This is a genomic window from Desulfitobacterium sp. (assembly GCF_982384815.1).
This window is the reverse complement of the sequence record NZ_CEVWNY010000011.1, coordinates 21948-47535: the sequence shown is the minus strand read 5'-3', so window position 1 is coordinate 47535 and position 25588 is coordinate 21948. Positions and strand designations below refer to the sequence as shown.

At 44.2% G+C, this 25588-nt stretch carries 29 protein-coding genes, 1 pseudogene and 1 riboswitch; of the genes and pseudogenes, 25 read left to right on the top strand and 5 right to left on the bottom strand.

Annotation, left to right across the window (positions count from 1 at the left end; genetic code table 11):
- From AC1U9U_RS03660 to AC1U9U_RS03630, 7 genes are all read left to right on the top strand, one after another.
- Positions 1–1044 (top strand): NosD domain-containing protein (locus tag AC1U9U_RS03660; protein WP_479959193.1); only part of this gene is annotated, 1044 nt, incomplete at its 5' end.
- Positions 1045–1087: 43 nt separating this feature from the next.
- A complete protein-coding gene (locus tag AC1U9U_RS03655; RefSeq protein WP_479959192.1) occupies positions 1088–1627 on the top strand; it encodes a nitrous oxide reductase accessory protein NosL in 540 nt (179 codons plus the stop codon).
- Positions 1624–2460: an ABC transporter permease gene (locus AC1U9U_RS03650; protein ID WP_479959191.1), complete on the top strand. Its 837-nt coding sequence runs from the start codon at positions 1624–1626 to the stop codon at positions 2458–2460. The genes AC1U9U_RS03655 and AC1U9U_RS03650 overlap by 4 nt, the downstream gene beginning before the upstream one ends.
- 11 nt (positions 2461–2471) lie before the next feature.
- Positions 2472–3431: a heme ABC exporter ATP-binding protein CcmA gene (gene ccmA, locus AC1U9U_RS03645; protein WP_479959190.1), complete on the top strand. Its 960-nt coding sequence runs from the start codon at positions 2472–2474 to the stop codon at positions 3429–3431.
- A gap of 690 nt (positions 3432–4121) precedes the next feature.
- Complete coding sequence (locus AC1U9U_RS03640) at positions 4122–5456, top strand: metallophosphoesterase family protein (protein WP_479959189.1); 1335 nt, start codon at positions 4122–4124, stop codon at positions 5454–5456.
- Positions 5457–5512: 56 nt separating this feature from the next.
- The gene (locus AC1U9U_RS03635; protein ID WP_479959188.1) at positions 5513–5737 is read left to right on the top strand and encodes a DedA family protein; all 225 of its coding nucleotides are present in this window, start codon (positions 5513–5515) and stop codon (positions 5735–5737) included.
- Positions 5738–5756: 19 nt separating this feature from the next.
- Positions 5757–5948, top strand: a complete 192-nt coding sequence (locus AC1U9U_RS03630) for an anti sigma factor C-terminal domain-containing protein (protein ID WP_479959187.1) — start codon at positions 5757–5759, stop codon at positions 5946–5948.
- A 34-nt stretch (positions 5949–5982) separates the two neighbouring features.
- On the opposite strand, the gene AC1U9U_RS03625 is transcribed toward AC1U9U_RS03630, so the two are convergent.
- Positions 5983–6117, bottom strand: a complete 135-nt coding sequence (locus AC1U9U_RS03625) for a hypothetical protein (RefSeq protein WP_479959186.1) — start codon at positions 6115–6117, stop codon at positions 5983–5985.
- Between the two features lie 196 nt (positions 6118–6313).
- Here AC1U9U_RS03625 and cshA point away from each other — a divergent pair, with 196 nt between their 5' ends.
- From cshA to AC1U9U_RS03590, 7 genes are all read left to right on the top strand, one after another.
- Positions 6314–7792 carry a degradosome RNA helicase CshA gene (cshA, locus tag AC1U9U_RS03620; RefSeq protein WP_479959185.1) on the top strand — a complete coding sequence of 493 codons (1479 nt, stop codon included), beginning with the start codon at positions 6314–6316 and terminating at the stop codon, positions 7790–7792.
- Positions 7793–8001: 209 nt separating this feature from the next.
- Positions 8002–9207, top strand: a complete 1206-nt coding sequence (locus AC1U9U_RS03615; RefSeq protein ID WP_479959184.1) for an MFS transporter — start codon at positions 8002–8004, stop codon at positions 9205–9207.
- A gap of 148 nt (positions 9208–9355) precedes the next feature.
- A riboswitch (cobalamin riboswitch) is annotated at positions 9356–9542 on the top strand.
- Between the two features lie 118 nt (positions 9543–9660).
- On the top strand, positions 9661–10392 hold the full coding sequence (locus AC1U9U_RS03610) for a precorrin-6A/cobalt-precorrin-6A reductase (protein ID WP_479959183.1): 732 nt from the start codon (positions 9661–9663) through the stop codon (positions 10390–10392).
- A complete protein-coding gene (gene cbiQ / locus AC1U9U_RS03605) occupies positions 10389–11186 on the top strand; it encodes a cobalt ECF transporter T component CbiQ (RefSeq protein WP_479959182.1) in 798 nt (265 codons plus the stop codon). Before AC1U9U_RS03610 ends, cbiQ begins: the two co-directional genes overlap by 4 nt.
- Before the next feature lie 12 nt (positions 11187–11198).
- Complete coding sequence (locus tag AC1U9U_RS03600) at positions 11199–12029, top strand: energy-coupling factor ABC transporter ATP-binding protein (protein WP_479959181.1); 831 nt, start codon at positions 11199–11201, stop codon at positions 12027–12029.
- 72 nt (positions 12030–12101) lie between these two features.
- Positions 12102–12854, top strand: coding sequence for an energy-coupling factor ABC transporter permease (locus AC1U9U_RS03595; protein WP_479959180.1), 753 nt, complete (start codon positions 12102–12104; stop codon positions 12852–12854).
- Positions 12854–13189, top strand: a complete 336-nt coding sequence (locus tag AC1U9U_RS03590; RefSeq protein ID WP_479959179.1) for an energy-coupling factor ABC transporter substrate-binding protein — start codon at positions 12854–12856, stop codon at positions 13187–13189. Before AC1U9U_RS03595 ends, AC1U9U_RS03590 begins: the two co-directional genes overlap by 1 nt.
- Here the strand turns inward: AC1U9U_RS03590 and AC1U9U_RS03585 are convergent.
- Both AC1U9U_RS03585 and AC1U9U_RS03580 read right to left on the bottom strand, forming a co-directional pair.
- On the bottom strand, positions 13182–13541 hold the full coding sequence (locus AC1U9U_RS03585; protein ID WP_479959178.1) for a YopX family protein: 360 nt from the start codon (positions 13539–13541) through the stop codon (positions 13182–13184). The two genes, AC1U9U_RS03590 and AC1U9U_RS03585, sit on opposite strands and share 8 nt — an antisense overlap.
- A gap of 248 nt (positions 13542–13789) precedes the next feature.
- Positions 13790–14698 (bottom strand): hypothetical protein, encoded by a 909-nt coding sequence (locus tag AC1U9U_RS03580; RefSeq protein WP_479959177.1) that lies wholly within the window; start codon positions 14696–14698, stop codon positions 13790–13792.
- A gap of 263 nt (positions 14699–14961) precedes the next feature.
- On the opposite strand from AC1U9U_RS03580, the pseudogene AC1U9U_RS03575 reads away from it, so the two are divergent.
- The 4 genes and pseudogenes from AC1U9U_RS03575 to AC1U9U_RS03560 all read left to right on the top strand — a co-directional run.
- A pseudogene (locus AC1U9U_RS03575) lies at positions 14962–15333 on the top strand (GntR family transcriptional regulator); the annotation flags it as partial.
- 89 nt (positions 15334–15422) lie between these two features.
- Positions 15423–16337, top strand: coding sequence for an ATP-binding cassette domain-containing protein (locus AC1U9U_RS03570; protein ID WP_479959176.1), 915 nt, complete (start codon positions 15423–15425; stop codon positions 16335–16337).
- Positions 16318–17079, top strand: coding sequence for a hypothetical protein (locus AC1U9U_RS03565; protein ID WP_479959175.1), 762 nt, complete (start codon positions 16318–16320; stop codon positions 17077–17079). Before AC1U9U_RS03570 ends, AC1U9U_RS03565 begins: the two co-directional genes overlap by 20 nt.
- Before the next feature lie 131 nt (positions 17080–17210).
- Positions 17211–17831: a hypothetical protein gene (locus tag AC1U9U_RS03560; protein WP_479959174.1), complete on the top strand. Its 621-nt coding sequence runs from the start codon at positions 17211–17213 to the stop codon at positions 17829–17831.
- Between the two features lie 2 nt (positions 17832–17833).
- On the opposite strand, the gene AC1U9U_RS03555 is transcribed toward AC1U9U_RS03560, so the two are convergent.
- Together AC1U9U_RS03555 and AC1U9U_RS03550 are read right to left on the bottom strand one after the other, a co-directional pair.
- Positions 17834–18052: a hypothetical protein gene (locus AC1U9U_RS03555; RefSeq protein WP_479959173.1), complete on the bottom strand. Its 219-nt coding sequence runs from the start codon at positions 18050–18052 to the stop codon at positions 17834–17836.
- A gap of 23 nt (positions 18053–18075) precedes the next feature.
- Positions 18076–19092 (bottom strand): putative RNA methyltransferase, encoded by a 1017-nt coding sequence (locus tag AC1U9U_RS03550; RefSeq protein ID WP_479959172.1) that lies wholly within the window; start codon positions 19090–19092, stop codon positions 18076–18078.
- 239 nt (positions 19093–19331) lie between these two features.
- Between AC1U9U_RS03550 and AC1U9U_RS03545 the strand changes: the two genes are divergently transcribed.
- From AC1U9U_RS03545 to AC1U9U_RS03515, 7 genes are all read left to right on the top strand, one after another.
- A complete protein-coding gene (locus tag AC1U9U_RS03545) occupies positions 19332–20045 on the top strand; it encodes a hypothetical protein (RefSeq protein ID WP_479959171.1) in 714 nt (237 codons plus the stop codon).
- A 174-nt stretch (positions 20046–20219) separates the two neighbouring features.
- On the top strand, positions 20220–21815 hold the full coding sequence (locus AC1U9U_RS03540) for a methyl-accepting chemotaxis protein (RefSeq protein ID WP_479959170.1): 1596 nt from the start codon (positions 20220–20222) through the stop codon (positions 21813–21815).
- A 69-nt stretch (positions 21816–21884) separates the two neighbouring features.
- Positions 21885–22979, top strand: a complete 1095-nt coding sequence (locus tag AC1U9U_RS03535; protein WP_479959169.1) for an acetylxylan esterase — start codon at positions 21885–21887, stop codon at positions 22977–22979.
- A 126-nt stretch (positions 22980–23105) separates the two neighbouring features.
- Positions 23106–23336 carry a helix-turn-helix transcriptional regulator gene (locus AC1U9U_RS03530; RefSeq protein WP_479959168.1) on the top strand — a complete coding sequence of 77 codons (231 nt, stop codon included), beginning with the start codon at positions 23106–23108 and terminating at the stop codon, positions 23334–23336.
- Positions 23337–23390: 54 nt separating this feature from the next.
- On the top strand, positions 23391–24740 hold the full coding sequence (locus AC1U9U_RS03525; RefSeq protein ID WP_479959167.1) for a DnaD domain-containing protein: 1350 nt from the start codon (positions 23391–23393) through the stop codon (positions 24738–24740).
- A gap of 215 nt (positions 24741–24955) precedes the next feature.
- Positions 24956–25180 carry a DUF1659 domain-containing protein gene (locus AC1U9U_RS03520; RefSeq protein WP_479959166.1) on the top strand — a complete coding sequence of 75 codons (225 nt, stop codon included), beginning with the start codon at positions 24956–24958 and terminating at the stop codon, positions 25178–25180.
- A gap of 126 nt (positions 25181–25306) precedes the next feature.
- Entirely contained in the window at positions 25307–25537 is a 231-nt protein-coding gene (locus AC1U9U_RS03515; protein ID WP_479959165.1) for a DUF2922 domain-containing protein, read from the top strand.
- Positions 25538–25588: the final 51 nt, after the last annotated feature.

Below are 25588 nucleotides of genomic sequence, written 5' to 3'. Positions count from 1 at the left end.
CTGATCCGCTATAATGAAATCATCGGCAGGCCGGCTAAGAACAAGAACGAGGATAAAAAAGAAAGATTGGCCAGAGAGGCCAAGGAAGAACTCAATGAAAATGAAGGATATGATATTAAATTTGAGGGAGAAGGCGGTGATGGGATCCATCTTTTTGCCGCATCCAATAATTTAATCGAGAACAACCGGATTCGCGACACCAGAGACGGAATTTATTTTAACTATGCCCACGCGAACCGTCTGCTAAGCAACCAAATTGATGGGGTTCGCTATGCTATTCACTATATGTATTCAGATGATAATTATTTCGAAGGTAATATCTGTACCAATAATGTGGCAGGGGCGGCGCCAATGTACTCCAAAAGAATCACCTTTCGGAAGAATGTCTTTGCGCATAACCGTGGCCATCGCTCCTTTGGGGTGTTGTTTGCTACCTGTAATGACTGCCTGGCGGAAGAAAATATCATATTCGATAATACCAGAGGGGCTATGTTTGACGTTTCTTATCATAACATTTTTCGCCATAATGTTGTTGCAGCGAACGACATTGGCATAGATTTGGTTTCAAGCTCAGGCTTCAACCAATTTGCGGCGAACAATTTCCTGGATAATTTAGAGCAGATTGCCTTTAGAGCGGGGCGTATCGGCGAAGGGAATGTCTTTTATTACGAAGGCAGGGGAAATTACTGGAATGATTATCAAGGGTTTGACCTTGACAACGATGGGATCGGCGATGTTCCCTATCTTACCGGTGATCCTTTTACCTACCTGATGAATAAGGCCCCGGCAGTGCGCCTTTTTTTAAACAGTCCTGCGGCCAAGGCTTTGGTGTTTGCCGAAAATATGTTTCCGGTGATCGCAATACCGAAAGCGAAAGATTTATACCCTTTGGTCGAACCGGTAATAGTGGAAACTACTCAATATCAATTCCAAAATAATCAGGCCTCCAGTAGGGTCTTTGGTATTTATTCTCTGGCTATGCTGTTAACCGCTTTGCTAATAATTGGGCGAACATTATTAATCCGTCACCGTGGCTTCAAATAGCAGGGACGGAACCTCCTTGGGTGCTTAGGGAAAGGGGAAAGAGATGAATAAAAAGGTATTAGTACTAATAATGTTATTTTTTTTCATGACGGGTTGCGCTACGGAGGTAGTGGATACGGCCCCCCGAAGCATTGATCCGACCTTAGATATTTGTCCTGTTTGCCGGATGAGTATCATCGATGAGCATTTTGGCGGCCAAATCATCGATACGGCTGGGGCGGCGGTGAGCTTTGATGATACCGGCTGTTTAGCAATTTATTTGCGGAGGTTGGGCTCCGAGACAAGTGAGAAAATCCTCGCTGCTTATGTTAAGGATTTCCGGACGATGGAGTGGATTGCGGCCAAAGAGGCTTATTTTGTCCAAGGGCAAATCGATACCCCCATGAGTTTTGGCATTGTAGCCTTTGCCGAGGAAAACACCGCCCGGGAATTTGCCGGGGAAGTGGGGGGTAAGCAGATGAATTGGGAACAGGTACTTAGTGAGAAATTAACCATCGGTTTGGATGTGGAGTTCGATATAGATAAGTTTGCTCCTGAGGAATTAAGCCCAGGGAAGTCTGTTCCAGGGGAGGGAGGCAAATGAAGATCACGAACCTGGTAGCAATAGCGGAAAAGGAGCTATTGGAGTCAATTCGTAGTAAGTGGCTGGGAACCTTCACTATTGTCTTTGCCCTGCTAGCACTACTAGTGTCCCTTTTTGGCATGTCAGGTCTGGGCGTCGGCGGACAACAAGGCTTTAATCGGGTTACGGCCAGTCTATTGAACCTGGTTCTTTATTTGCTGCCCTTAATCGCCTTAGTTATGGGTTCGGCAACTATCGCCGGGGAAAAGGAGGCCGGTTCCCTCCACGTCCTTTTGACTCAGCCCGTTCGCAAAAAGGAAGTAATCATCGGCAAGTTCTGCGGCCTGGCCTTAGCCCTGATGGCTTCGATTTTGGCAGGTTTTGGCGGCGCGGGGGTAGTCATAGCCTGGAAAACCGGGGCAATTAACATTACTGATTATATGTATTTTGTTGCACTTTCTATTGCGTTGGCGCTGGTTTTCCTTAGTATTGCCTTACTGATCTCCGTAATTGTTACACGAAGAGCTCAAGCCCTCGGATTGGGGATTTTTATCTGGTTCCTTCTGATTTTGGTTTATGATTTTTTAGCCATTGGGGTAGCAACGCTGCCTATGGGCGCCATGATAATTCCCTTGTTACTGGGGCTGTTATTGGCTAATCCCGCCGATATTGTGCGGGTGTTGATTATCCTGCAGCTGGGTGGAGAAGAAACCTTTGGGCCGACCTTGGCTGCCTTGACGAGAACGATTACCCAGGGCTCCGGTGAAATATTGCTGTTGGCTATGCTTATGATTTGGGTAGCCTTACCACTGCTAATAGCGATAGTATTATTCAGTCGCAAACAGGATTACTAGGAGGCCAAGCGATGGAGAAGAAAACCATTCTGGAAGTCAGGCAAGCTCGGAAAAATTACGGCAAGTTTCAGGCGCTTAAGGATGTGGACTTGGAAATTAAGGAAGGAGAAATTTACGCTTTATTGGGACATAATGGAGCGGGAAAATCGACCTTGATTAAAACGATTCTTGGCCTGGTAAAGCCTACCTCCGGAAGGATAGAGATAGAAGGTTTAACCTATAACGATAAGAATCGGGAAATAAAGCAGAAGGTCGGTTACTTGCCGGAGAAAATGAACTTTTATGATAATCTGACAGCCTGGGAGACCATTACTTTTTATGCCAAACTAAAGGGTGTTACGCGGGAAAAATGTACCGATGTTCTCGAACAAATAGGTCTGAGTGAGGCTAAACATCGCCGGGTCGGCACTTTTTCGAAGGGAATGCAGCAAAGACTGGGGTTGGCCCAAGCCGTAATTCATAACCCCAGCCTACTGGTCCTGGATGAGCCAACCACCGGCTTAGATCCGATCGGAATTCTAGAATTGAAGCAAATGATCAGAAAGTGGAATCAGGAGGGGACCACGATTTTGTTTTCCTCACATAACCTTAATGACGTAGAAGAAATCGCCCAACGAATCGGGATAATGAATCAAGGAAAACTTGTAGCCCAAGGTACTTTAGCGGAGTTGCAGGCTCAGCTGGGTCTGCCGGTGAAACTGGAAATCAGCTTGTCAAATACACCGCCAAACCTAAAAGTTAGGCTGGCATTACAAGGTATCCGGAAATTGCTCATTGAAGAAAATAAAATTATCTACTATTGCGCCGAGGAGCAAAAGGTAGCTGCTCTGCGGGTCTTTTTGAATGAAGGAATCAATATCCGGGATATTTCGCTGGAGAAGCCAAGTCTTGATCTTATTTATCAACGAGTAATGGAACAAGTACAAGCCAAAGAGGCGGATAGCTTGGAACCGGCTGCCAATTTGGGATGAGAGTGGCATCTTAGTATACCAAAAACCAAGTGCCCACGCGGATTTTTAGGTGTAGTGACAGACCTTATTACCATTTAACATGAATCTAATATCGAAAATAATTTATATCAAGGCATACCTCATCTTGCGGGGTATGCCTTTTATCATAATGTATCAATTGTTTTGTGATTAGCGAGTTCGAGAACAATATAGATTTTTTTCCTAAACTTATTTAAAACCTCGTCGTCTTATAAAGTGAGAGTTAAATGCAAAAGATTATAAGGGACGGTAGTTTTACCAAGATGGGCTGTACTGAATTTCAATATTTAGGAGGTACTGATAATGGGGCCACTGTGTGCACTAGTAGTAGACAAGTTAAATAGTCCATACTGGACTTAACCGCCCTTTGGCACCCGCCGCCTATAGAGGCGGGGGTCTTAGGGCGGATTAGTTCAGTGATAAATATAGTATAATAAGAATTATAAAGAGAACTACGAAGGTTTACAGATTATGATAAATTGTTTTTTAATTCGAATAGGAGGTATAGAAATTAAAAGGGTATTAAATTTTACAATAGTTATTATTTGCTTATGTCTTGCTATAGGTATCGGCGTATTTATCAAAAATACAATAGGTAGTTATAAAATCAGTAACGATTTTCTAAGTATTCCACTCCAATTTAACCCCGACGACTCCTCTTCGACTTATCAGATGAAAAATGCACAGGTAACCGTTTACGGCGGTTTTATCAAAGGTATTCAGAAGGGGAAAAATGGTGAAGAGAGCCTTATGGTAAGAGCGTTATCACCCCTACCGACTATCGGAGTAAAGGCTAACAAAGATACTGATATTTCGATAATGCTTGAAAATATCAACCCTGATTTTTATGCCAAAAGCATCAGTAGTGTTTATAACCAACCTATGACGAAAAAGTCGGTTAATACCTTAGGGCTAAATCTTTCAGTAAGTGCTGAGAGAACTATAAAGATTAAACCGATGCTGCCCTCTAGTGAAGACAAAACAGGAAAATATAAATATATCATCCTTGGCGATAATCGGGATGGATATGATACTTTTGAGCAGATTATAGAGCGGGTCAACGGAGAAAATCCGGTATTTGTCATTGGTAATGGTGACTTTGTTTTTAGCGGAAAACCGAACCAATATAGATTGTTTGACCAAATCGTTTCCAAAATCTCCACAACCTTTTGTACCACCCTCGGCAATCACGATATTCGCGACAGTGGGCGCAGCACCTATACAATGTTGTATGGTCCGGCATATTATTCTTTTGATTTTGCCGATAGCCATTTCGCTTTTGTGGATTCATCACCCGGATGGTCTGAAAAACAGGCTGTTTCTAACGAACAGTACATATGGCTTGAAAAGGATTTGAAAAAGGCGCAGGGTAAACGTATTTATGTTATTACCCATATTCCGCCCCATGACCCAAGAAGCAGTGTAACCCCCAATGAAATCCCAAACTATGTTAACGAAGTAAAAAGTGGTGATAACTGGGCTGAGCAAAAGTTAAATAATTACAATGAAAACAAGGATATGAAACATGGTTTCCAGGATCCACAGGAAGCGGCAAAATTCGAAAACCTCATGAGTACCTATCATGTAGATACGGTGTACTTATCCCATATTCACAGCTATTTTGATTATACAAAGGATGGTGTACGTTACCTGATAACGGGTGGTGCAGGGGCAGAGCTTTTGACTAAGAATAGCTATTACCATTATATAATCGCTAAAATTGGTGATGTTAAAACCAATACGATTGTGGAACTTCCATCACCGTTAAATAATTACCTTGCACGATATGCGGCAGCAGTACAACTATTTGCCGCTGCTATGTATGAAGAGAATCCTGTTTCAGTGATATTTGTCCTTGTAGGATTCGTGTTACTTATGCTTTTATTGATGATCAAGATTTATTTATGGAAAAAGCAAGCCTTTGACACCGTATGGAAATGGCTATATGACACTGGAAAATATGCGGCCAAGCGGTTTAAAGAACTGTTTGGAAATAGGAAGGACTAGAATACAACTACCTAAAAAAGGGAGGTCGGTTAAATTGGCTTTTCTGGAGGCTTATAATGAACTTCTTAACTGATCTGTTAAATAATTACGAATATATAGTATTATTTGTTGCCTTAATGCTTGAACTTATAGCTTTTCCGACACCAGGGCAAACCTTGATGGCCTACTGTGGGTTTCTTGTATTTCAAGGAAAGTTAAACTGGGGCATAAGTGTTATTGTAGCTACCCTGGGGGTTATATCAGGTATTACGATTTCCTACTATATCAGTCGTACTTTCTAGCTTTGACTATAATGAATTTTTGTTCGATCTAAAAACCTATCCCCAATATCAAAAAGTATATGATAGGTTTGAGGCCAAGGGATATACAGACCCGGCCAAAGTTCCTCTACTGGGAGTAGTCGTTCAGGGGACAAAGGAAGAGCTAAATTCACTAATAGAGAACCCTCATATAAAGGCTTCTTCATTCGGAGTGATAATTGATAAATACTAATATTGAAGGACAGCCTAGGCTGTCCTTTATAAGATTAGCTATTACTATGGTCTGATAAGGTGTCCGTTTTTTGAGCTATTTCATTAGTTTTTGGCGTTATTATCCCCGGCTTTGGGGCGTTTCCTTTTGGTACAAACTTTAAGTTATTTTTTTTACCTACGGTTGCCATAATTATTCTCCTTTGATGTTAATATAAATTTAGTTTCTTCAATAAACAAAGTTCTAACACGTTAATTTATTCCATTAAAGAGGTATCTCCCAACCGCTCTTCGTGGCATAATAGTTTATACTCAAGTATTTGGATTAGATTATTATACGATTGGGAAACTACTTTTAGTATCAACAATATAAGGGAGAGTCATGTAATGCCAACTTTTAAAGAACTAGGTTTATCCGAATCATTACTTAAATCTGTCATGAATATGGGCTTTGAAGAAGCCACACCGATCCAAGCCCAAACAATACCTCTGACCTTAGCCGGTAAGGATGTGATCGGGCAGGCTCAAACGGGTACAGGGAAAACAGCGGCTTATGGGATTCCTTTGATCGAAAAAATTACTCAGACATCTGAGGATATCCAAGGAATCGTGCTCGCCCCGACTCGAGAATTAGCGGTACAGGTGGCGGAGGAACTCAATAAAATCGGCCAATTTAAAAGTGTTCGTACGTTGCCGATTTACGGTGGACAAGAGATTGATCGGCAGATTAGGGCTCTAAAAAAGAGACCCCATATCATTGTGGCTACACCGGGACGTCTCATGGATCATATGCGTAGACGCACTATTCGCCTCCAAAATATTGAAATGGTTATTTTAGATGAAGCGGATGAGATGTTAAACATGGGCTTTGTTGAAGATATTGAAACCATACTCCAAGAGATCCCGGACGAAAGACAGACCTTGCTATTTTCAGCTACCATGCCTAAGCAAATTCAAAATCTAGCCCAGAAATTTATGAAGGACCCGGAGCTCGTCAGTATCAAGGCTAAGGAGGTTACGGTTGCTAATATCGAACAAAACTACATTGAAGTCACGGAAAAGATGAAATTTGATGTTCTTTGCCGCTTGCTCGATATTCAATCCCCTGACTTAGCCATTGTGTTTGGCCGGACCAAAAGCCGAGTGGATGAGTTAGCGGAAGCCTTGAATAAACGGGGGTATTCCGCAGAAGGTATTCATGGCGACTTGACCCAGAGTAAACGGGATAGCGTGATGAGAAAGTTTAAAGAGGGAACTATCGAGGTCTTAGTCGCCACGGATGTTGCGGCGAGGGGGTTAGACATAAGTGGGGTGACCCATGTTTATAACTTCGATATTCCTCAAGACCAAGAAAGTTATGTGCATCGGATCGGACGTACAGGAAGAGCAGGAAAAACAGGCTTGGCTGTAACCTTTGTGACGCCACGGGAAATAGGTCATTTAAGGCTTATCGAGCAACTGACGAAACGCAAAATAACGCGCAAAAATATCCCGACCATGATTGAAGCCATTGAGGGCCAGCAACGGATCACGGTTGAAAGGTTACTACGTGTCGTAGCAGAGGGAGACATCCAGAATTATAAGGGAATCGCCGAAGATTTATTGGAAGAATCGGATTCAGTAACTTTATTGTCGGCAGCTTTAAAAATAATGACCAAGGAACCTAATGAAACAGAAATCGAGTTAACTGGAGTAGCTCCCTTGAGAGTAAAAAGCAATCAAGGTCGGTCTGATCATAAAGGATATCGTGGAGATAGGCGTGGTGGTTATCGCAGAGAGGGCGGGCCCGGTGGTAATTATCGTGGCAGACAAGGCAAAGGGGATCACCGTGGGAGTTCGACAGGTGGACGCGGTTACAAAAAATAAATCCTACCATTGAACAAGTACCATATTATATACTAATACGGAGAGAAGACAAAAAGCCACTGGGGTAACCAGTGGCTTTTTCTAAGGTAGAGTAGGTCAAATCTTAAGGGGGTCAAAAGTGACCGCAAAAATTCTTAAAATTTCTCGATTAGAATTTATAAATATGCTACTATGTTTATCAAGTAAAAAATTTTTGGAGAAGAGAGTAGGTGGCTAAAACAATGAACCCGTTATTATGGATTTTAAGCTTGGGTCATCTGGTTGTTGATTTGGGTCAAGGGGTGCTTCCAATCTTGGCTCCCTTATTAGCCCTAAATTTTGGACTAAGCTATTTTCAAGTTGGTACCCTCGTATTGGCGTTTACTTTTAGTTCCGCGATTATCCAACCCATTTTTGGGGTTTTCAGCGATCGCTATAGTATGCCTTGGTTAATGCCTTTAGGACTTATACTCTCCGGTTTAGGTTTGGCCCTGACAGGATTCGTTAATTCTTATGAACTCCTGCTATTTGCAGTGCTCCTAAGCGGTATCGGTGTTGCGGGATACCATCCCGAGGGGTCTAAATTGGCTCACTTTATCAGCGAAGACAGGAAGGCCGGGTCTTCGATGGCGATTTTTTCTGTTGGAGGAAATCTTGGCTTTGGTTTAGGTCCGATGCTGGCCACACTTGTACTAAGCTTTGGCGGTCTGCAGTCGATTCACTGGGTAGCAATACCGGGCCTCTTAGCATCTTTGCTTTTTTTATTTGTAATGCCGAGGTTTAAGCGGATCTTAGGGGAAAGTTTGTCCAATCAGGCTAAGAAAAAGGTGCGAACGCACTCCGGTAGCAATCGGGTGGGCAGCTTAACATTATTAATGCTTTACGTAACAGTTCGTTCCTGGATCCAATCCGGACTAATTTACTTCATTCCCTTTTATTTTCCTGCCTTTAAAGGGATTGCAGAACCTCAATATCTAGTGAGCGTATTTTTAATTGCCGGAGCATTCGGCACGATTTTAGGCGGACCTTTTGCCGATCGTTTTGGCGGTCGCAGTGGGATGTTGGTTTCCATGTTAATCTCCTTAATGACAATTTTACCATTTCTAAAGTTAAACGGTCCGTTAATTCCTGTTTTCGCTTTTATTCTCGGTGCAGGATTAATTTCAACTTTTTCCACTACGGTGGTTTTTGGGCAGAGACTTTTGCCGAATAACATCGGCCTGGCTTCTGGTTTACTGCTTGGCTTTGGCGTCGGCATGGGATCCATTGGGGTTACTTTGCTTGGAGTTATCGCTGATCACTTCGGATTGCCTTTTACAATGAATCTTATCTGCCTTCTCCCGATAGTGGGGATTCTGCTTGCCTTAACCCTACCGGATATTAGAGCTCAGGAGCCGGCTGTCAGACATGAGGAGCTCATCGGGCAACAAGCATAGAAGAAAAATGTGCATAATTATGTATCAATCCGCGTTTCTTCGGCAGGAAGGATAATGCAGTGGATAATGGGGATTGGGATCCCCGGTCAACTGCCAATGTGTTAGGTACTAGACAGGGCTGCTAAGGTTATGCTAATATATAAGATAATTGAATATTTTGGGAATGAGTGTTTTTTCCTGAGGGAAAAATTTAAAAGGGAAGTCAGTAAAAGCTGACGCGGTGCCCGCCACTGTAAGAGGGAGTCGACTTACAAAGTGTCACTGGGGATTACCTGGGAAGACGTAAGTTGATGAAGATCTTGAGCCAGGAGACCTGCTTATACCAAACATTATAACTGCCTACGGGATGTTAGGGAGGTGAATGTTTGTATCTTTAACTTTGTTTTAGATGCTCATTATGACCCTAAACTCTTCCGTTGGTGAAGGGTTTTTTTATTTGGAGGCAAAAGCACTATGTTTATTCTATTGGGAGAAACTGCCGCAGCGCGTGAAGCTGGTGAAGATCTTCATAAGAGGGGAATTAAGTTTAAACAAATGTCATCATGGTCGGAAAAGGAAGTCGGTTCAATCCCTTCTGCCGTTCTTGATGCCAGTCATCCTTCCTGTGGTGTTAAATTTACTTCGTTAAGCCGGTGGTGCGAACAACGTGGGATTCCCTATCTCCGGCTGGAAAGACCTGAGACCAAGATTCCGATCAGTTCCTTGATTTCACCGGTACATAATTGGGAGGAAGCTTTGCGGCGTTTGGAACAATCCGTCGCGGAAGTATATCAAGAGGAAGGTCGACCGGCAACGGTTTTTGTGACGACAGGCAGTCATCAACTCGAAAGTATTGTGAACAGTTCCTTTGCCGGTTTTGCTCGTTTCGTTGTGCGCGTTCTTCCGGAAGGGCGGATTGTGCAGAAGTGTCAGGATATGGGCATTCACCCTAAGAATATTGTGGCCCTGCAAGGTCCATTCTCCAAAGATCTGAACCGGGTATTATTCAGGTCGTATGGGACAGATATTCTCTTAACTCGGGATAGTGGTAATGCCGGTGGAACAGATACGAAAATATCTGCCGCCTTAGAACTTGGGCTAAAAGTCATCCTTGTCAAAAAAAACCGAGTGCTCGCCGGGTTGACCGTGAATAGTGTGAAGGAATTATTAGACTGGGTAGATAAGTATGGAAGGAAAAACGAATGAGTACAATCAGACATAAGCATGGTGAAGGATCTTCCATCGACTTTTATGCTCATGCCTCCGGAATCAGACATTGGAATGCTGCATTTAAAGTCTCTCTCTCCATATCGACCCTAGTACTATGTATTGTCTTGAATAATCCTTACGTCTCCGCTGTGGTTATCCTGGCAATGGCCTATTTGTCCATCATCAAAGGTGGACTTTCCCTCCGTGCCTATTTGTCCATACTAATGATTCCAATTTCCTTTATTCTGTTGGGGACTGTCGCCATTGGCGTGGATTTTTCAACACAACCCATGGGACAGTATAATTTGAATCTTGGTTTTGGCTATGTATTTACTTCCCAAGCGAGGCTTAAGACCATGCTCTTTTTGATCATGAAGGTCTTGGCGGCGATTAGTGCCATGGAAATGATGACTTTATCGACTCCTTCTTCCGAGATTATTAGTGTAATGCGAAGGGCCCATATGCCAAAGCTTATTGTCGAACTGATGAATATTATCTATCGATACATATTCATTCTCTTGGATGTCGTTATCAAAATGAGGAATTCCGCAGACTCCCGTCTGGGCTTCCGTGATCTTAGGACTTCGTGGTTTACATTTGGCAAGATTGCCGGCAATCTGCTGGTTGTTTCGGTTAAAAAAGCTAATGCTTACTATAACGCCATGGAAGCCAGATGCTATGAGGGAGAGCTGCTATTTTTGGAGGAGGCCCGAAAAGTCACAACCATACAGATTATTGCGGCGGCAGTATTTATAATTTTACTGATTCTACTCTGGTACTTTACATGCTAGAAAGGAAAGATTATGGGAGAACCAATATTAAAGATCAGGGATCTGCACTATGCTTACGGAAACGGGACGCCCGCTTTGAGCAGAATCAATGCGGATATCTATGAAGGAGAAAAAATCGCTGTCGTTGGTTCTAATGGTGCCGGCAAATCCACGTTTTTCCTGAATGCGAATGGAGTCCTTACTCCCGACCAGGGAGAAATCAGCTACCGTGGTACGGTCATTAATAAAAAGAACATCAAAGAATTGCGTAAAAAAATCGGTATCGTCTTTCAAGATGCCGACAATCAGATCATTGCTTCCACAGTTATGGCGGAAGTGGGATTTGGCCCGATGAATTTAAAGCTTCCCAAAGAGGAAGTCTTAAGGCGTGTGGAGGAAGCCCTGACCTATATGAACATCCTTGAGTATAAGGATCGTCCCCCCCACTATCTAAGCGGCGGCGAAAAGAAGCGTGTCTGCATCGCCGATATCATCGCTATGAAATCGGAGATTATTATTTTTGATGAACCCACGGCAGGACTCGATCCCTTAAATACACAGATGCTGGAAGAGGTTTTGCACAAACTGAGTTCAGAGGGAAAGACACTGCTTATTTCCACCCATGATGTGGATTTCGTATACCGATGGGCTGAAAGAGTTATGGTCTTCTGTCAGGGGAAAATTATCGCCGATAGTACCCCCTTGGAAATCTTTCAAAAGGCCGAAGTTTTAAACCAGGCAAACCTTAAACGACCAACTTTACTGGAGATCTATGATTTGCTTGTGGAGAAACATCTCCTTGAAGATACCAAAGCCTATCCCGTAAGCGTTCAGGCCCTGAAGGAAATGCTTGAGAACCTGTAATAGGTAAGTATATTCGGTTGCGAGGGACAGCAGGCCGCTGTCCATAAGAAAAGGGCTTAAGGAGGAAGAAAAGTGAACAAGAGAGAGAAAGGGATTTTTGTTTGGGTAATAGCGGTGTCGTTGCTTTTCGGAATAGTTCCGGCAGCAAGTGCAATGCACATTATGGAAGGTTATCTACCGGTCGGACATAGTATAGCGTGGGGGGCTATCAGCATTCCCTTTTTGGTGTTAGGCTACCTAGCCATTAAAAAAACCCTTGCCGCAGATCGTAAATCCATTACTATTCTGGCTATGGCAGGTGCCTTTGTTTTCGTAATCTCATCTTTAAAGATTCCTTCGGTAACAGGAAGCTGCTCACATATGACAGGAACCGGACTCGGTGCAATTCTCTTTGGACCGCTGGCAGTCAGCGTCCTCAGTATGATTGTTTTGATTTTCCAGGCTATCCTGCTCGCTCATGGCGGGTTAACAACTCTTGGTGCCAACACTTTTTCCATGGGTGTCGCCGGTCCGTTTGTTGCTTTTAGTATCTACAAGTTATGCCGGATGCTGAAAGTTAATCGGCATGTCGGTATTTTTCTGGCAGCTTCAATCGGTGACTTATTCACTTATTGTATCACCGGTTTTCAGCTTGCAATGGCTTATCCATCTGAGACCGGCGGTTTTGCAGTATCCTTGGTCAAGTTCCTGGCCGTATTCGCACCGACCCAGTTGCCGCTGGCAATAATCGAAGGTATTCTAACCGTTGTGATCATTATGGGTCTTGAAACCTATGCTAAACCGGAATTGAAAAAACTCGGCTTTTTAAGTGGAGGTGCAAAATAATGACCAAGACGAGAAATAAAGTTATCATTTTATTGATTATTGCTGCACTGATTGCCGTTGTGCCGATATTCGCGCTAAAAGGCGCGGAATTCGGCGGCTCCGATGATGCAGGAAGCGAAGTAGTCTCAGAAGTTATAGGTACCCAGTATGTGCCTTGGTTTACCCCCGTTATGGAAACCTGGATTGGTGGAGAATTACCGGGTGAAATAGAGAGTTTGCTTTTTTGTGTACAGACAGGTATCGGGGTCGGTATTATTGCCTTTTTCCTAGGAAGATTTGTGGAGAGAACTAAGCTTGAGAATGAGAAAAAGAAAAACCAATCCTCTTTCATATGATATTTTCTCTTTGATAGATATTGCCAATAACTTTTCCCGAAGCAATAGCGCTAATCTCTTTTTTTTCGGTACTCCCCAGTCCATCAAGCTCGAAGGCGGATTGGTTCTCATTCCAATGAACCTTGTAAACCTCAGAGGAGATGAGCACCATGTCGGATTCATATACATCCCTTCCATCAGCATCCGCTAACCCTGTCCATTGCAGTAGTTCATACTTCCCGACAGGGTCCCAGGACTTCCCGGGAACACTTACGGCAAAGGGGTCACAAGTTTGAATATCAAAGCTGATAGCTTGAGGGATATGCATTTTCTTGGAAACTTTATTCCAGACGCGAAATTTTAACTGTCTCAACAGACTGCCTCCTTTTCTGCTTTAAAAATGCCTTCGTTTATTAATACGGGGAGAAGGCCGGTTTTTTAGAGATCAGGAGGCTGGTAATTATCGCCAAGAGATTAAAGCTTTATAACAATAATAAAGGGGCTGTCGCAAAACAGCCCCTTTTTCACGCGCGAAACTACATGGCCATAAGTTTTGCAACAGCCCCTTTTTCAAGGCAGAATATGTCGAATCTTTAGGGAAGCATACTACAGTCCCCAATATTAAATTTTCTTGATCATAGCACTTAAGGTGTTGGCATCTTTACTTTCACCGTAGAATTCGATTTGGAAACCATCAAAGCTATAGATCATGGTAAAGACGTTTTCAAAATCGGGATCTTGGCCAAAACTATCGGGCATTCCCAGTTTTTCGCTGATCTCATTGAAGGGGTCGCCGATTTTTACGCCCAGAATCTCCTGCTGACCTTCGAGGAAAATCTCGGAAGCAATATCTTGCTTGTTAAAAAGAATTATGACATTTTCCAAAGCGATCTCGGTAGCCATCATGCCTTTCACACCTTCAGAATCTTCCACAGGCACCTCTTTTGATTGAACTTTCGTTATTTTCTCCACTTCAGCCACAGGCTTGCCCAGTATGCTTAGGGTGGGATGATTTTCGGCATAGGCTTTTATAACGGCCTTCTTGGCTTGGTCGAGATCAGGATAGGTATTGTCGTTAACGATATAGGTTCCCCAAGTCATAACTTCCGGATCATTAACGGACTTCATCTCGATGTAATAGATATCTTTGTTTATATAGCTTTCGGTTTTATAGGGTTCCTTATTTTCAGTCAAATTGAAGATATCGAAAAGCAACTCTACACTATCATAGTAAACTTTGCCCGTCTTACTATGGACAAAATCAATGACCGGTTTTCCGCCATTGACCATATGCTGAAAAGCATAAATGGTATGCTCCCCAACCCTAGCTTCCCGAAGAAAAGCAACAGTGTACTCGGTCTTAGCTAAAAGCTCTTGGGATAGGACCCGAAGGGCTTCTTCCTGACTTAAACCGGAGGAAGTATGAGCGGGTGGATTAGTTCCCACCGGGGAGTCCACATCTTTACTTCCGCCGCAGCCTGTCATAAGTACAGTTATTCCGATTATAAGGGCTATGGATTTTTTTTTCACTTCGTCACCTTCCAGTCCTATTACCTAATCATAATTCGACAGACTTGTGATTAAATCCTTTATTCCTTAAGTATCCAGATGGCAGGTATCCGGCAAAAATTCTTAACAAGTATTCATTAGCGGGTAGTGCTTGTCAATGCTTTTGCCAATATGAAATTTATCCTGCTTCCCTCTTTACAGATAAATGGTTATCCTATATATTATAACCATAGTACATTACATGACCAATGCACTATGTTACTGGTGCTTCGGAGGTGAAGGCTATGATTTTTAACCCGGATAGTATCAAACCGATCTATGTTCAAATTGCGGAGTGGCTCGAGGCAGAGATATTAAGCGGAAAGCTTATTGAGGATGAACGTATTTACTCCCAGTATCAGCTGGCAGAGATGTTGACGATCAATCCTGCCACCGCGGCAAAGGGGCTTAATCTTCTGGCCGATGAAGGGATCGTCTATAAAAAACGGGGACTGGGAATGTTTATATCCCCCCATGCTAGAGAGTATATATTGACAAAGCGCAAGAACCAGATCCTTGGGCAGATGATAAAGGATCTGGTAGAGGAGGCACAACGTTTAGGGATGGGGAAAAAGGAACTTTTTCGGATGATTGAAGAAGCCTATCCGGAGGTAGACTACAGTGAGCACGTGGGAAGAAGTGCAGGTCTTGAACCTGGCGGGGAAGGTATTTACTACGAAGCAGGTGGGGAAGAGGAGGAAGAAAAATGAGTGTCATTGAAGCTTATGACCTAAATAAGACTTTTGGCAAAATCGAGGCTATCCACGATTTATCCTTTGCAATCGAAAGAAACACCATCACCGGTTTGATTGGAAGAAACGGTGCCGGAAAGACCACCTTACTGAAAATGATTGCCGGATACCTAAAGCCGACTCAAGGGGAGCTTAAAGTGTTTTCCCAAAATCCCTTCGATAACTTGACCGTGGCCGGAAACTTGATTTTCGTGGATGATACCATGGCTTTCCCGGATGCCTTTACTTTGGCGGATATCTTGGAAGAAGTGGCAGTCTTTTACCCTAATTGGGATAAGCAGATAGCCAAGGGTTTATTTGATTATTTTCGTCTTAATCCTGAGCAGCGGCATAGTAGTCTATCCAAGGGAACTAAAAGCATCTTTAATGCCATCATCGGAATCTCCGCCCGCTGTCCTCTTACTCTTATGGATGAACCTACTACGGGGATGGATTCGGCAGTGCGTAAGGATTTTTACCGGGCCTTGCTTAAGGATTATCTGGAGCATCCGCGAACCATAGTTTTATCCAGTCACTTGTTGGGAGAACTTGAGGATATCCTGGAGGATATTTTACTCCTTGATCAAGGGACAAAAAAGGTCCAGATGTCTACCTTGGATATGAAGGAGTACGCCATTGGCTTGCGTGGCAGTGCTCAAATCCTAGGGGAGCAACTTCTCCCCGCTCTCGGTGAGGATGCAATCCTTTATCGTGAGGAGTTTGCCAAAGGGAGTTGGTACCTGGTGGTCAAGTCTGAACGGCTGACCGTTGGGTATGAAAAAATTAAGACTCATAACGTGGAAATTATCCCGGTGCCTATGGATGATCTCTGTAATTACCTCACAGCTAAAACAAAGGGAGGGATCGATGATGTCTACAAACGCGGCTAATTTTTCACCCATTAGCTTTAAAGAGATTGTGCTTAAACAATACCTCTATAAGCTTAAAGGGCATTCCGGACTCTTATACTCCCTAATTTTTATCCAGCTGGTAAGTGCGCTGTTCTCAATGGGCCAAAGGAGTGGTATGTCCTCGGGCAGTGACTACCTTAGCATCTCTATCAACACTTACTCAGGGGATGTATTCCTGGTGTTCTCTTTTATATGGATGGCTGTGGTGACGGCCTCCCTGGGCTCCCGTTCTTATCGAAGTATGGATTACTCGGTTGTAACCGACCGGACCGCCGGCAATGCCGCCAATATAATGCTGATCATAACTTATGCTTTATTTGCCGGAATAACCGGTACTCTCATGAGTATACCTCAACGCATCGTCATCGCTTTAAGGCTTAAAGAATCCGAGTTTCTGTATAAGGGGTTACAGATAGTGCCCTCGGAGTTGCTTTTGGGGATGGTGGGAGCAAGTCTTTATCTACTCCTACTGGCAGCTGTTATTTATCTGATTCAGATGGTTAGCAACTATAACCAAGCTTTAGGAATTGTACTTTCAGTGGCTTTTTTCGCCTTTGCCTTTGGATTTTTCTTTATTTTCGGCTTCAGCTTCGGTAAGTTCATGACCTTTTACACGGGGGAGAGTTCTTTAGGAGTCTTTTTCTTAAAAGTAGTCTTTACCGCCGCCGTTTTCTTTGGGTTAAGTATCCTGGTATCCAAACGAATGGAGGTTAAGAGATGAGTAAAACAATACTTTCACTCCTAATAATACTTCCGTTTTTTATCTTAATAGGGGTCGTGTTTAGTGTCCTTTTAAAAAAACCTTTTCCCAAAAGTCTTAATAGAGTTTTTAAATGGAAAAATAACTTTTTTATGGCCAAAATTTACCTTGCAATGCTGATTCTACTGGTACCGCTTGCCATGTTATTGGATCAAAGCGGGCTATTGGAGTCAGGCAGTGGCGCCGGTAAGGAACTGCTGGCAGAGGCTCCTGGTAATTGGTCGGGCCCCGGGTGGGAAAGACAGATTGCAATGGATGGACGCTTTGAAGAGCAAGAGGGATTTTATAAGAATAGCAGTCAGACCTTTCCAGCCGAGGGCCCTCAGTTAAAGATAAAAAAAGATGGGATATCGGAATATGGGCAAATCTTTTTAGAGCGAAAAGAGCGTGCCGATGGCCTCATTGAAGTCAGCACCTATGTGGCTCCTCACTATGCCGGGTCTACTTCTGCCAGGTCGATTGATTATACAAAATTAGTAGCTCCCCCGCGGATAACCTTGGAAAAGGAGGTCTTAAAGATCGAAGCTCCTCCTAAACAGCAAATAGTTCTTAAGGAGTTCGGTGATACTTTTACGGTGATTCAATTTAAGAAGGGGGTAGGGAATGACTATGGGGGCATGATGACTACGGGCGCAAAAGGCATATTGATTCGAGTGCCCTCCGATCTGGAGATTGTCAGTGACGATAACGTACAGATCCACTGGGTGAAGTAGCTTTAGTCCTCCTCGGCAGATATCTCTTCAATAGAATCGATCCTCTGGATATTAACCGCGTCGCCGTCTGTCAGTGTTATAAGATATTCAGTATTCAGCTTACCGAGAAAGCTTTGCTCGATAGCCTCCAGGTCCTTAGCCGTTAAATAGGCTTGCCCTAAGAAGAGCTCATCGGTTGCCTTGGTTGTGTAAAGGGCGTATAGCTTTGACAAATAACTCATCCTTTCTGTATGAACTATTCGATCTAACCAATTGCAGTTTTCCGGCCGATCATTATTGCTAAGTCGACTGTGATTTTTAGGTTATCCAGCCGAAGGGCTTTGGCGACTTGCTCCTGCTTGGCTCCCCAGGTCAGGGGGGTCATGCGAACCAGCTGCTCAATGAGAGGCTGGTTTAAAGTGACTTGATATTGTACAGGTACTACCTTGAGAAGTTCCAGCTGATTGGCGAAAAGTTCTAAGGTGCTGGCGTTGGAATAATCCTCGCGTTCTGTTTCTTCATAGAAGAGAGTCCGCAGTTCCTTAAGATAATCTTTTTCCGGAATAACCTTAATGATTAGCCCATCATCGGCCAGGACTCTCGTGAATTCTGCATAATTGGCGGGGGATAAAATGTTCAGGATCACCGCAAAGCTCTCGTCGGCAAAGGGACATTTGGCAAGATCCCCCACACACCAAAAAATATCGTCGTAATCCCGCGCCGCTAAAATGATTCCTTCCTTGGCGATATCCATGCCTACCCCGACTATATTAACCCCGGCTTCGGCCGGAGCCAGTTCATCCATTATCCTTTCACCACTATCAACCCTTAGTTGACCGCGGTCATCATTTACCTTAAGATGGTCTGCGCCTGTCTCATCGGAGGCCCCATCATATTGATCTTTTAGCGTATCTTTGACTTTTTGCTGAATGTTCGCTAGATGTGATCCCTCGCCGCACCCGGCATCAAGAATCCGGAGTGTGCGGTGAGGGTTATTTATATATGTAGTGATTATTTCGCCGATTTGCTCGTTAAGTGGTGCAAAAAAACCACTTTGGGCAAGGGCCTTCCTGGCAGCGAACAATTGCTTATCATATTTGGTCTTAATGCCGTGGGTTAGCAAATTAACATAACCCTGCTTCGCCAGGTCAAAACAATGCCGTTCTGCGCAGACTAGACTCTTCCTGTCTGCAAGCTTCATGGAGTTTTGGCAAAGGGGGCAACGCAAAATAGCTTCATATTTACGAAAAAGGTTTTCTTTGGCTCCATTATTTATTGACATAAAGGCATCCTTCCGTATTCAGATAAGGGTGTTTCATATATAATTTAAGGTGGGAAATTACGGTTGATCAGGGGGGCGTGCTCATTATTATAATAACAAGAATTTATGCGCTTGGCTAATCCGACTTTCGTCTCCCATAGCGTCACCACTAATAAATGGAACCATTTTTGCGTTAGGTAATATTTGAACCGGATAAGGGATGGAGCAGAAAGTCCGGAAAAAGAAGGAGGGTTTTTAGGATGAAAAATAAGTGGATCCTGGCTACCTTGGCAGCGATATTGATGGCGGTTTTCTCCGCTGCTCCCTGCTTTGCTAATGCAGGCGAACCGCCCTCCATCGTCATCATCGTGCCCGATCCACCGGAGGACCTGGAAATTAAGCTGCTTACCGACTCAAACGGCAAAGCAACGGTTATTGACCATACCTTTGAAAGATATTATGCCTTTTACTATCGTGATTTAAAAGGAGCCGAGGATTACACTTTTGAAGTCACCACTTCAGAAAATTCCGTTCAGATTCCTTTGGAAAAGCCCGTCAAGACCTATAATAATATCTTCACCCTAGACCTCGATCGGCAAACCCTTGAGCCGGGGAAATCCTGGTCGCGGTCAGCTATCTTGGTGTCCTTAAGAGTTACCTTGACTTTGGCGATTGAAGCTTTAATCTTTTGGCTCTTTGGTTATCGGGAAAAAAGATCTTGGTACGCTTTTTTCGTGATTAACCTGTTAACTCAAGGAGCCTTAAATATCTGGCTTAACGAGCTTTCCCCATTGGCGGGCTATATGATACTTAACTTGATCATCGGCGAAGTTCAAGTCTTTATCGTAGAACTCATTGTCTTAATGGCCTTTTTGCGGGAACACAGCCGCTTGCGAACCTTTGCTTATGTCATGACTGCCAATTTCTTGAGTCTGATTGCCGGGGGATATATCATTACTTACTTACCGGTGTAGGAGGGATGTGAAGAGCTCAGGATGCAACGAGGGGGGTTGAAAAAGTATTGGCTTAGTCGATTAAATTAAAGTAGAAAGCTTTTTAAAAAATAAGTACCGAAAGTCTGAGATTTCTGATATGATATGGACAAAAGTCTGGTTTTCTTTACCATTCTAAGAGACAGGGGTGCCAAGATGACGATACGATCCACATTACGAATGATTGTTGTGATTCTTTTTGCTTTTACCCTTACTAGTACGGTAGTTACGTTTTATCAATTGGACAAAATTCAGCAGGACTCTGCCATAATTAATACCACAGGTGTTGTAAGGGGAGCGACCCAAAGACTAATCAAGCTGGAAATGGCAAAACAGCCCCACGATGAGATCATTCATAACCTGGATGGCATTATTGAGGGCTTGATTGCAGGGGATGCCGACCGGGGCTTACCCAAAGTAACGGACCCTAATTTTATCGGGGAGATGAATAAGGTCAAAAGCGAGTGGCAATCCCTGAAAGCCACCATTGCTTCGGCACGCCAAAGTGGGGATTTCGCAGCTCTTGTTGCTGAAAGCGAGTCCTATTTCACCACCACAAACACAGCTGTAGCGGCCGCCGAAGCATTTGCCACGGAAAAGGTCAGAAATCTAAAAATAATCCAAACTATATTGATGGCTTTTAATATATTGCTATTGATTTCGATTTGGGTTAATAGTTCGGCACGAATTTCACGGCCTATTTTAAAGCTGATTGAAATCGTGGAGCATCTTGATATTTCCAAGAATATTCCGGATGAGGTTATGAATCGCAAAGATGAGGTTGGCGGACTTTCCCGGGCCTTCCAAGGGGTAATCAATAATATCCGTACCTTGATAGAAGGGCTGGCCCTATCTGCTGAGAAGCTAGCCGAATCTTCCGTATTCCTAAAGAATATTAGCCAGGAATCCTCTCATGCTTCCATGGAGATAGCGCGGACTATGGAAGGAATCGCCCATGGGGCTACGGAACAGGCTACCGAGATTCAAAAAGGCGTTGAAGAGATGACAATCCTGGGACAATCGGTCCAGGAAAACCTGAATCAAGTTAAGGAGCTTCGTACAGCCGCTAACCAAGTCAATGACCTTAAGAATGAAGGAACCATGATCTTGGCAGACCTGATTGAAAAAACTCACCAAAACGGCAAAACCGTCCGTGAAGTCCAAGAGACCATTATCGAGACCAATGAAAGTGCTAAGAATATTGTCGAGGCTAGCCTGAAGATCAAAGATATAGCCAATCAAACCAATCTTTTGGCCTTGAATGCTGCTATCGAAGCAGCCCGAGCGGGTGAGCAAGGCCGCGGCTTTGCCGTGGTTGCCGATGAAATCCGTAAGTTGGCCGAAGAATCGAATCTTTTTACCACCGAGATAGAGAAGATAACCAATGCATTGACCCTAAAGACCCGGGAAGCTGTGAGCAAGATGGGAGAAATGGACAGCGTTGTTAGAATCCAATCGGCAAGCGTCACCGACACTGAGACCAAATTCACCGGGATCGCCGAGGCTATCGATAGGATTGAGAGCTATATTGAGATTATCAGCGATTCTACCGGGGAAATCGCTAACAAGAATAACGGCATCATGAATATGATCCAAAGCCTCTCGGCTATTGCCGAAGAAAGTGCTGCAGGCACGGAAGAGGTTTCGGCTTCTGTGCAGGAACAGACTGCAGCCATGGATCAGATCGCCGAAGCCAGTCAGGTCTTGGCAAGTTTGGCAGTGAAGCTGGAGGAAAGCATGGAACAGTTTTAGAAATAATAGGTAAAAAACAGAGTGCAAAATCTGCTTGATTTGCACTCTGTCTTATTCGGGGTGAAACACATGACGATCATAGAAGATAGGCTAAAACAATTAGAAGACTCTTTTTATCTAGGAAGGTACCCGGAGGATTTTCAAGAGTTCTGGCTGGCAGGCCTTAGGAGTGACCATATGGTTCAGGCCCGCATTGAATTGGAAAAGATCCCATACCCATTAGCGAAGGTGGAGGTGTTTTCCGCTATCGTTCTTGCCGGAGACGGGGTTGAACTTAAGGGATACTACCTAAGACCGGCCTTATCTACTATTAATGATAATAGCTCAGGCTGTAGGAATGTGCCGGATGCCGGCCTACAGGGGAAGAAGCCTATGGAAAAATCATCTACGCCTAAGTTATTCCCGGGCCTGGTGCGTTTTCATGGGTATTCCGGTAATCGCGGCCGGATTTCAGAGCTCCTTTTCTGGGCTTTGCAAGGATATGCCATCCTAGCCTTGGATGTCCGAGGGCAGTGTGGTGAAACCCCCGACCAGCGAGTTTACCCTTCCGGAGGCTTTTCCGGATGGCTGACCCTGGGTTTGGAATCCCCCCATCGGCATTATTTACGCCAAGTCTACCTCGATGCGGCGCGGGCGGTAGAAGCTCTGGCAAATCAGCCGGAAGTGGATAAGAAGCGGATCGGCTGTATTGGTAAAAGTCAAGGAGGCGGTTTGGCGATCGCAGCCGCCGGACTTATTAATACTTTAGGGGAAGAAGTGGGGCTCGAAGGCCGGGTCAAAGCGATTACCGCCGCGATTCCCTTTCTATCGGATTTTCGCCGGGCTTATCAGCTCCAAAGCGGCGGACCTTTGGATGAGCTCGCCTGGTATTTTCAACTGCATGACCCGGAGCATCAGCGGGAGGAAGGAATCTTTAGAACCCTGGACTATTTTGATGCTGTCAATTTTGCCCCCTGGGTTGGTTCAGCCAGCCTAGTATCTATGGGTTTAAAGGATACGGTCTGTCCCCCGCCCACTATTTATTCCCTCTATCGGGCTATCAGCGGTGAAAAGAAACTCCTCGTTTATCCGGAATACGGACATGAATCTCCAGATGAGTTCGTAGACCGGCAGATTGAGTTTTTGGCTAGAGAGCTTGAGGTAAACAATTCAATAGTATATTAAGTCAATGATCTTAGTTGGTAATATTTTATTACCAACTTTTCTCTTTTTGCCCAGGAACACTTGTTCGTTTTATTCGGGATAGTTATAATGTTAATAAAAGCCAATAATTGGAGCGGAGGGATTAGTGTGGAAAAACCGGCAAAGTATCAAGTGGGTAATCAAATTCGAAGATATCGCCTGCGGGCAGAAATCGCCACCCAAAAGGAGCTGGCGCAGCTGACAGGTCTTTCCCAAAGTATTATCAGTGATTTAGAAAGAGGGCGGCGCAATCTTACCCCGTCCTGGGCAATGCTTATCGGCGAAGCCGTGGGAACCCCTTGGCAGATATTATTGGAAGATGAGGCCGTTCGGCGATAAAACGAAGGAGCTATTTTTCGGAAGGATTTATAAAAAAGTAGAGGGGATGCAGGAATGAAGGAATGGAGCGGACTTGAGAGAGTTTATCGTTTATCACTAGGTGTTGAAATTGGTGCCCATGCCCTGGCGTTACTGGCAGCATTGGAGTTTAAGAGACTCTTACAAAAGGATGTGATGGCTGGAGCAGTAGAAAATGAACAAGTCGGCCAGGTCATCAATCTATCCAGTGCTGAATGGTGTGCCCTAGCAGGGATATTTGATCGTAAAGCCTATGACCGTGCTAAAGCTAAATTAGAGGAATATGGCATCGTGGGGGTTCAGCGGGAAGGGAGAGTCCTGCGGATTACCCTGTGGCCGGAACTTAGGAATAAAGCATCAATGAGTACAGAGAAGGACCCGGCGAAGGACTCAGAGAAGCAAATGGAAAGTAATATCGGTAATCATGCCAAGGAAGAGGTCGGTGATGCCAACCACACCTTTGACAGTAGTAGTCCTAGGGCGAATCATATTAGTACAATTGATGGGTCAGATTCTAAGGTAGAGAATGGGACAGGGTGTAGGATAAGGAATGGTACGGCTAGTCGGACATCCCGCGAGACATGTAATAGGACATCAGGTGGGACAGCAGATGGGACAAATCATGGGACAGCGGGTGGGTCAAGTGATGGGGTAACTCCTGAGACAATCAGGAGTACTTTGCTGCGGCAGAAAGCCGGGAAAAAGCGTCAAGAGCCTAGTAACAATGCTGTTTTAGGGCGTATTTGTGATAACTACCTACCCTTTAGTCAATCTCAAGATATAACTTACAGAGTTGGCAGATATAGGTTAAAGCGTTATTCGTTATATCGTTATTCCTTAATCCGTAATTCATTATTGATTAATATAATGAATAATAATTCTAATTCTAATTCCTCTATATCTAATAATAATAACGAGCAACGAAATAACGGATTGATGTTTATCCACAAACTTATCCACAAATCTGTGGATAAGTTAGCTAAAGAGGGGGAATTTGGGGATAAAAAGACTGTGGACAAAAAATCCCCAGTTATAAAAGCTGTGGATAAAAAGGCTCTGGATAAATACGCCGGATTTCTTAACAGCCAAAAGAAAACGATCGGTTCTAGGTTTAAGCGGCTCTGGCAGGGGGAGATGGGCTATGAACTTACCGCCTATCAGGAAGAAGGAATACTTAGATTTATCCGCTGGGGATTTTCCGAAGAAATCTTGATTGAGGCCCTGCGCTGTGCTGTTATGGCCGATCGCAAACATATGGGTTATGTCTTAGGTGTTTTGCGAAATTGGTACAACCAAGGCGTACGCGAGCTTAAGGACATTTCCCATGTTCAGCAAAGGTGGCAAGATCAGCGTTTTTTACAGCGTAGCGTAAGCCGGGTGGTGTAATTTTATTACCAACTTTTGGGGAAACCATTGACAGGTTAATAGTCATTCGCTAAACTGATATTAGAACAGATGTTCTCGGGCAGGAGAACGGTTCGTACTGATTCTTCCTGCCCGAAGCAGTACGAATACGAACTCTTGTAAAAGCAGTCGGCAGGGCCGGCTGCTTTTTATTGTAGAACAGGTTCGAGTCCAAGCATAGAAAGGAGGTGACAGGAATGGCTGTCTTAGCAAATCCCATCGAATCCGTACTGGTAGTGTCTTACCAAGTCGGGTTGACGGAATCCGGAGCACCGAAGCTTCGTCAAAGAAGCATCCCCAATGTGCGCTCTAACGCAGCGGACCAAGATGTTTACGACGTCGCCGCAGCACTTTTCGGCTTGCAACAATACCCCTTAACCGGCGTCCGCCGCGACAACCGGGTAAATCTTGCCAACGAGTAAGCACAAAAGGACGGTTAAAAAGACGGATTTGTCATCCGGCACAATGCTGGCATGCACTGAAGGAATTTCTAGTAAGTGAACGGCCTTTGGAGATGACAGGTCTAATCAGGAAAGGAGGTGAAATAAATGGCAACAACTAGCAGAAAAGTACTGCGGATGGTCTTCAACACCGGCATGGGCGGTACCATGACTCTCACCCTTGCTGATCCTAAAGACGGGATTACTCCTGCTGAGATCGAAGGGGTCATGGATCAGATCATCAGCAAAGACATCTTCTCAACAGCGGCAGGGTCTCCGGTCTCCAAGAAGGATGTGAAGATTATCGAGACTGTCACCGATGATCTCTATGAGGCATAAATAAAAACCCTGGGCATAAGCCTAAGGTGTTAGTAGATCCGGCCGGCTTAA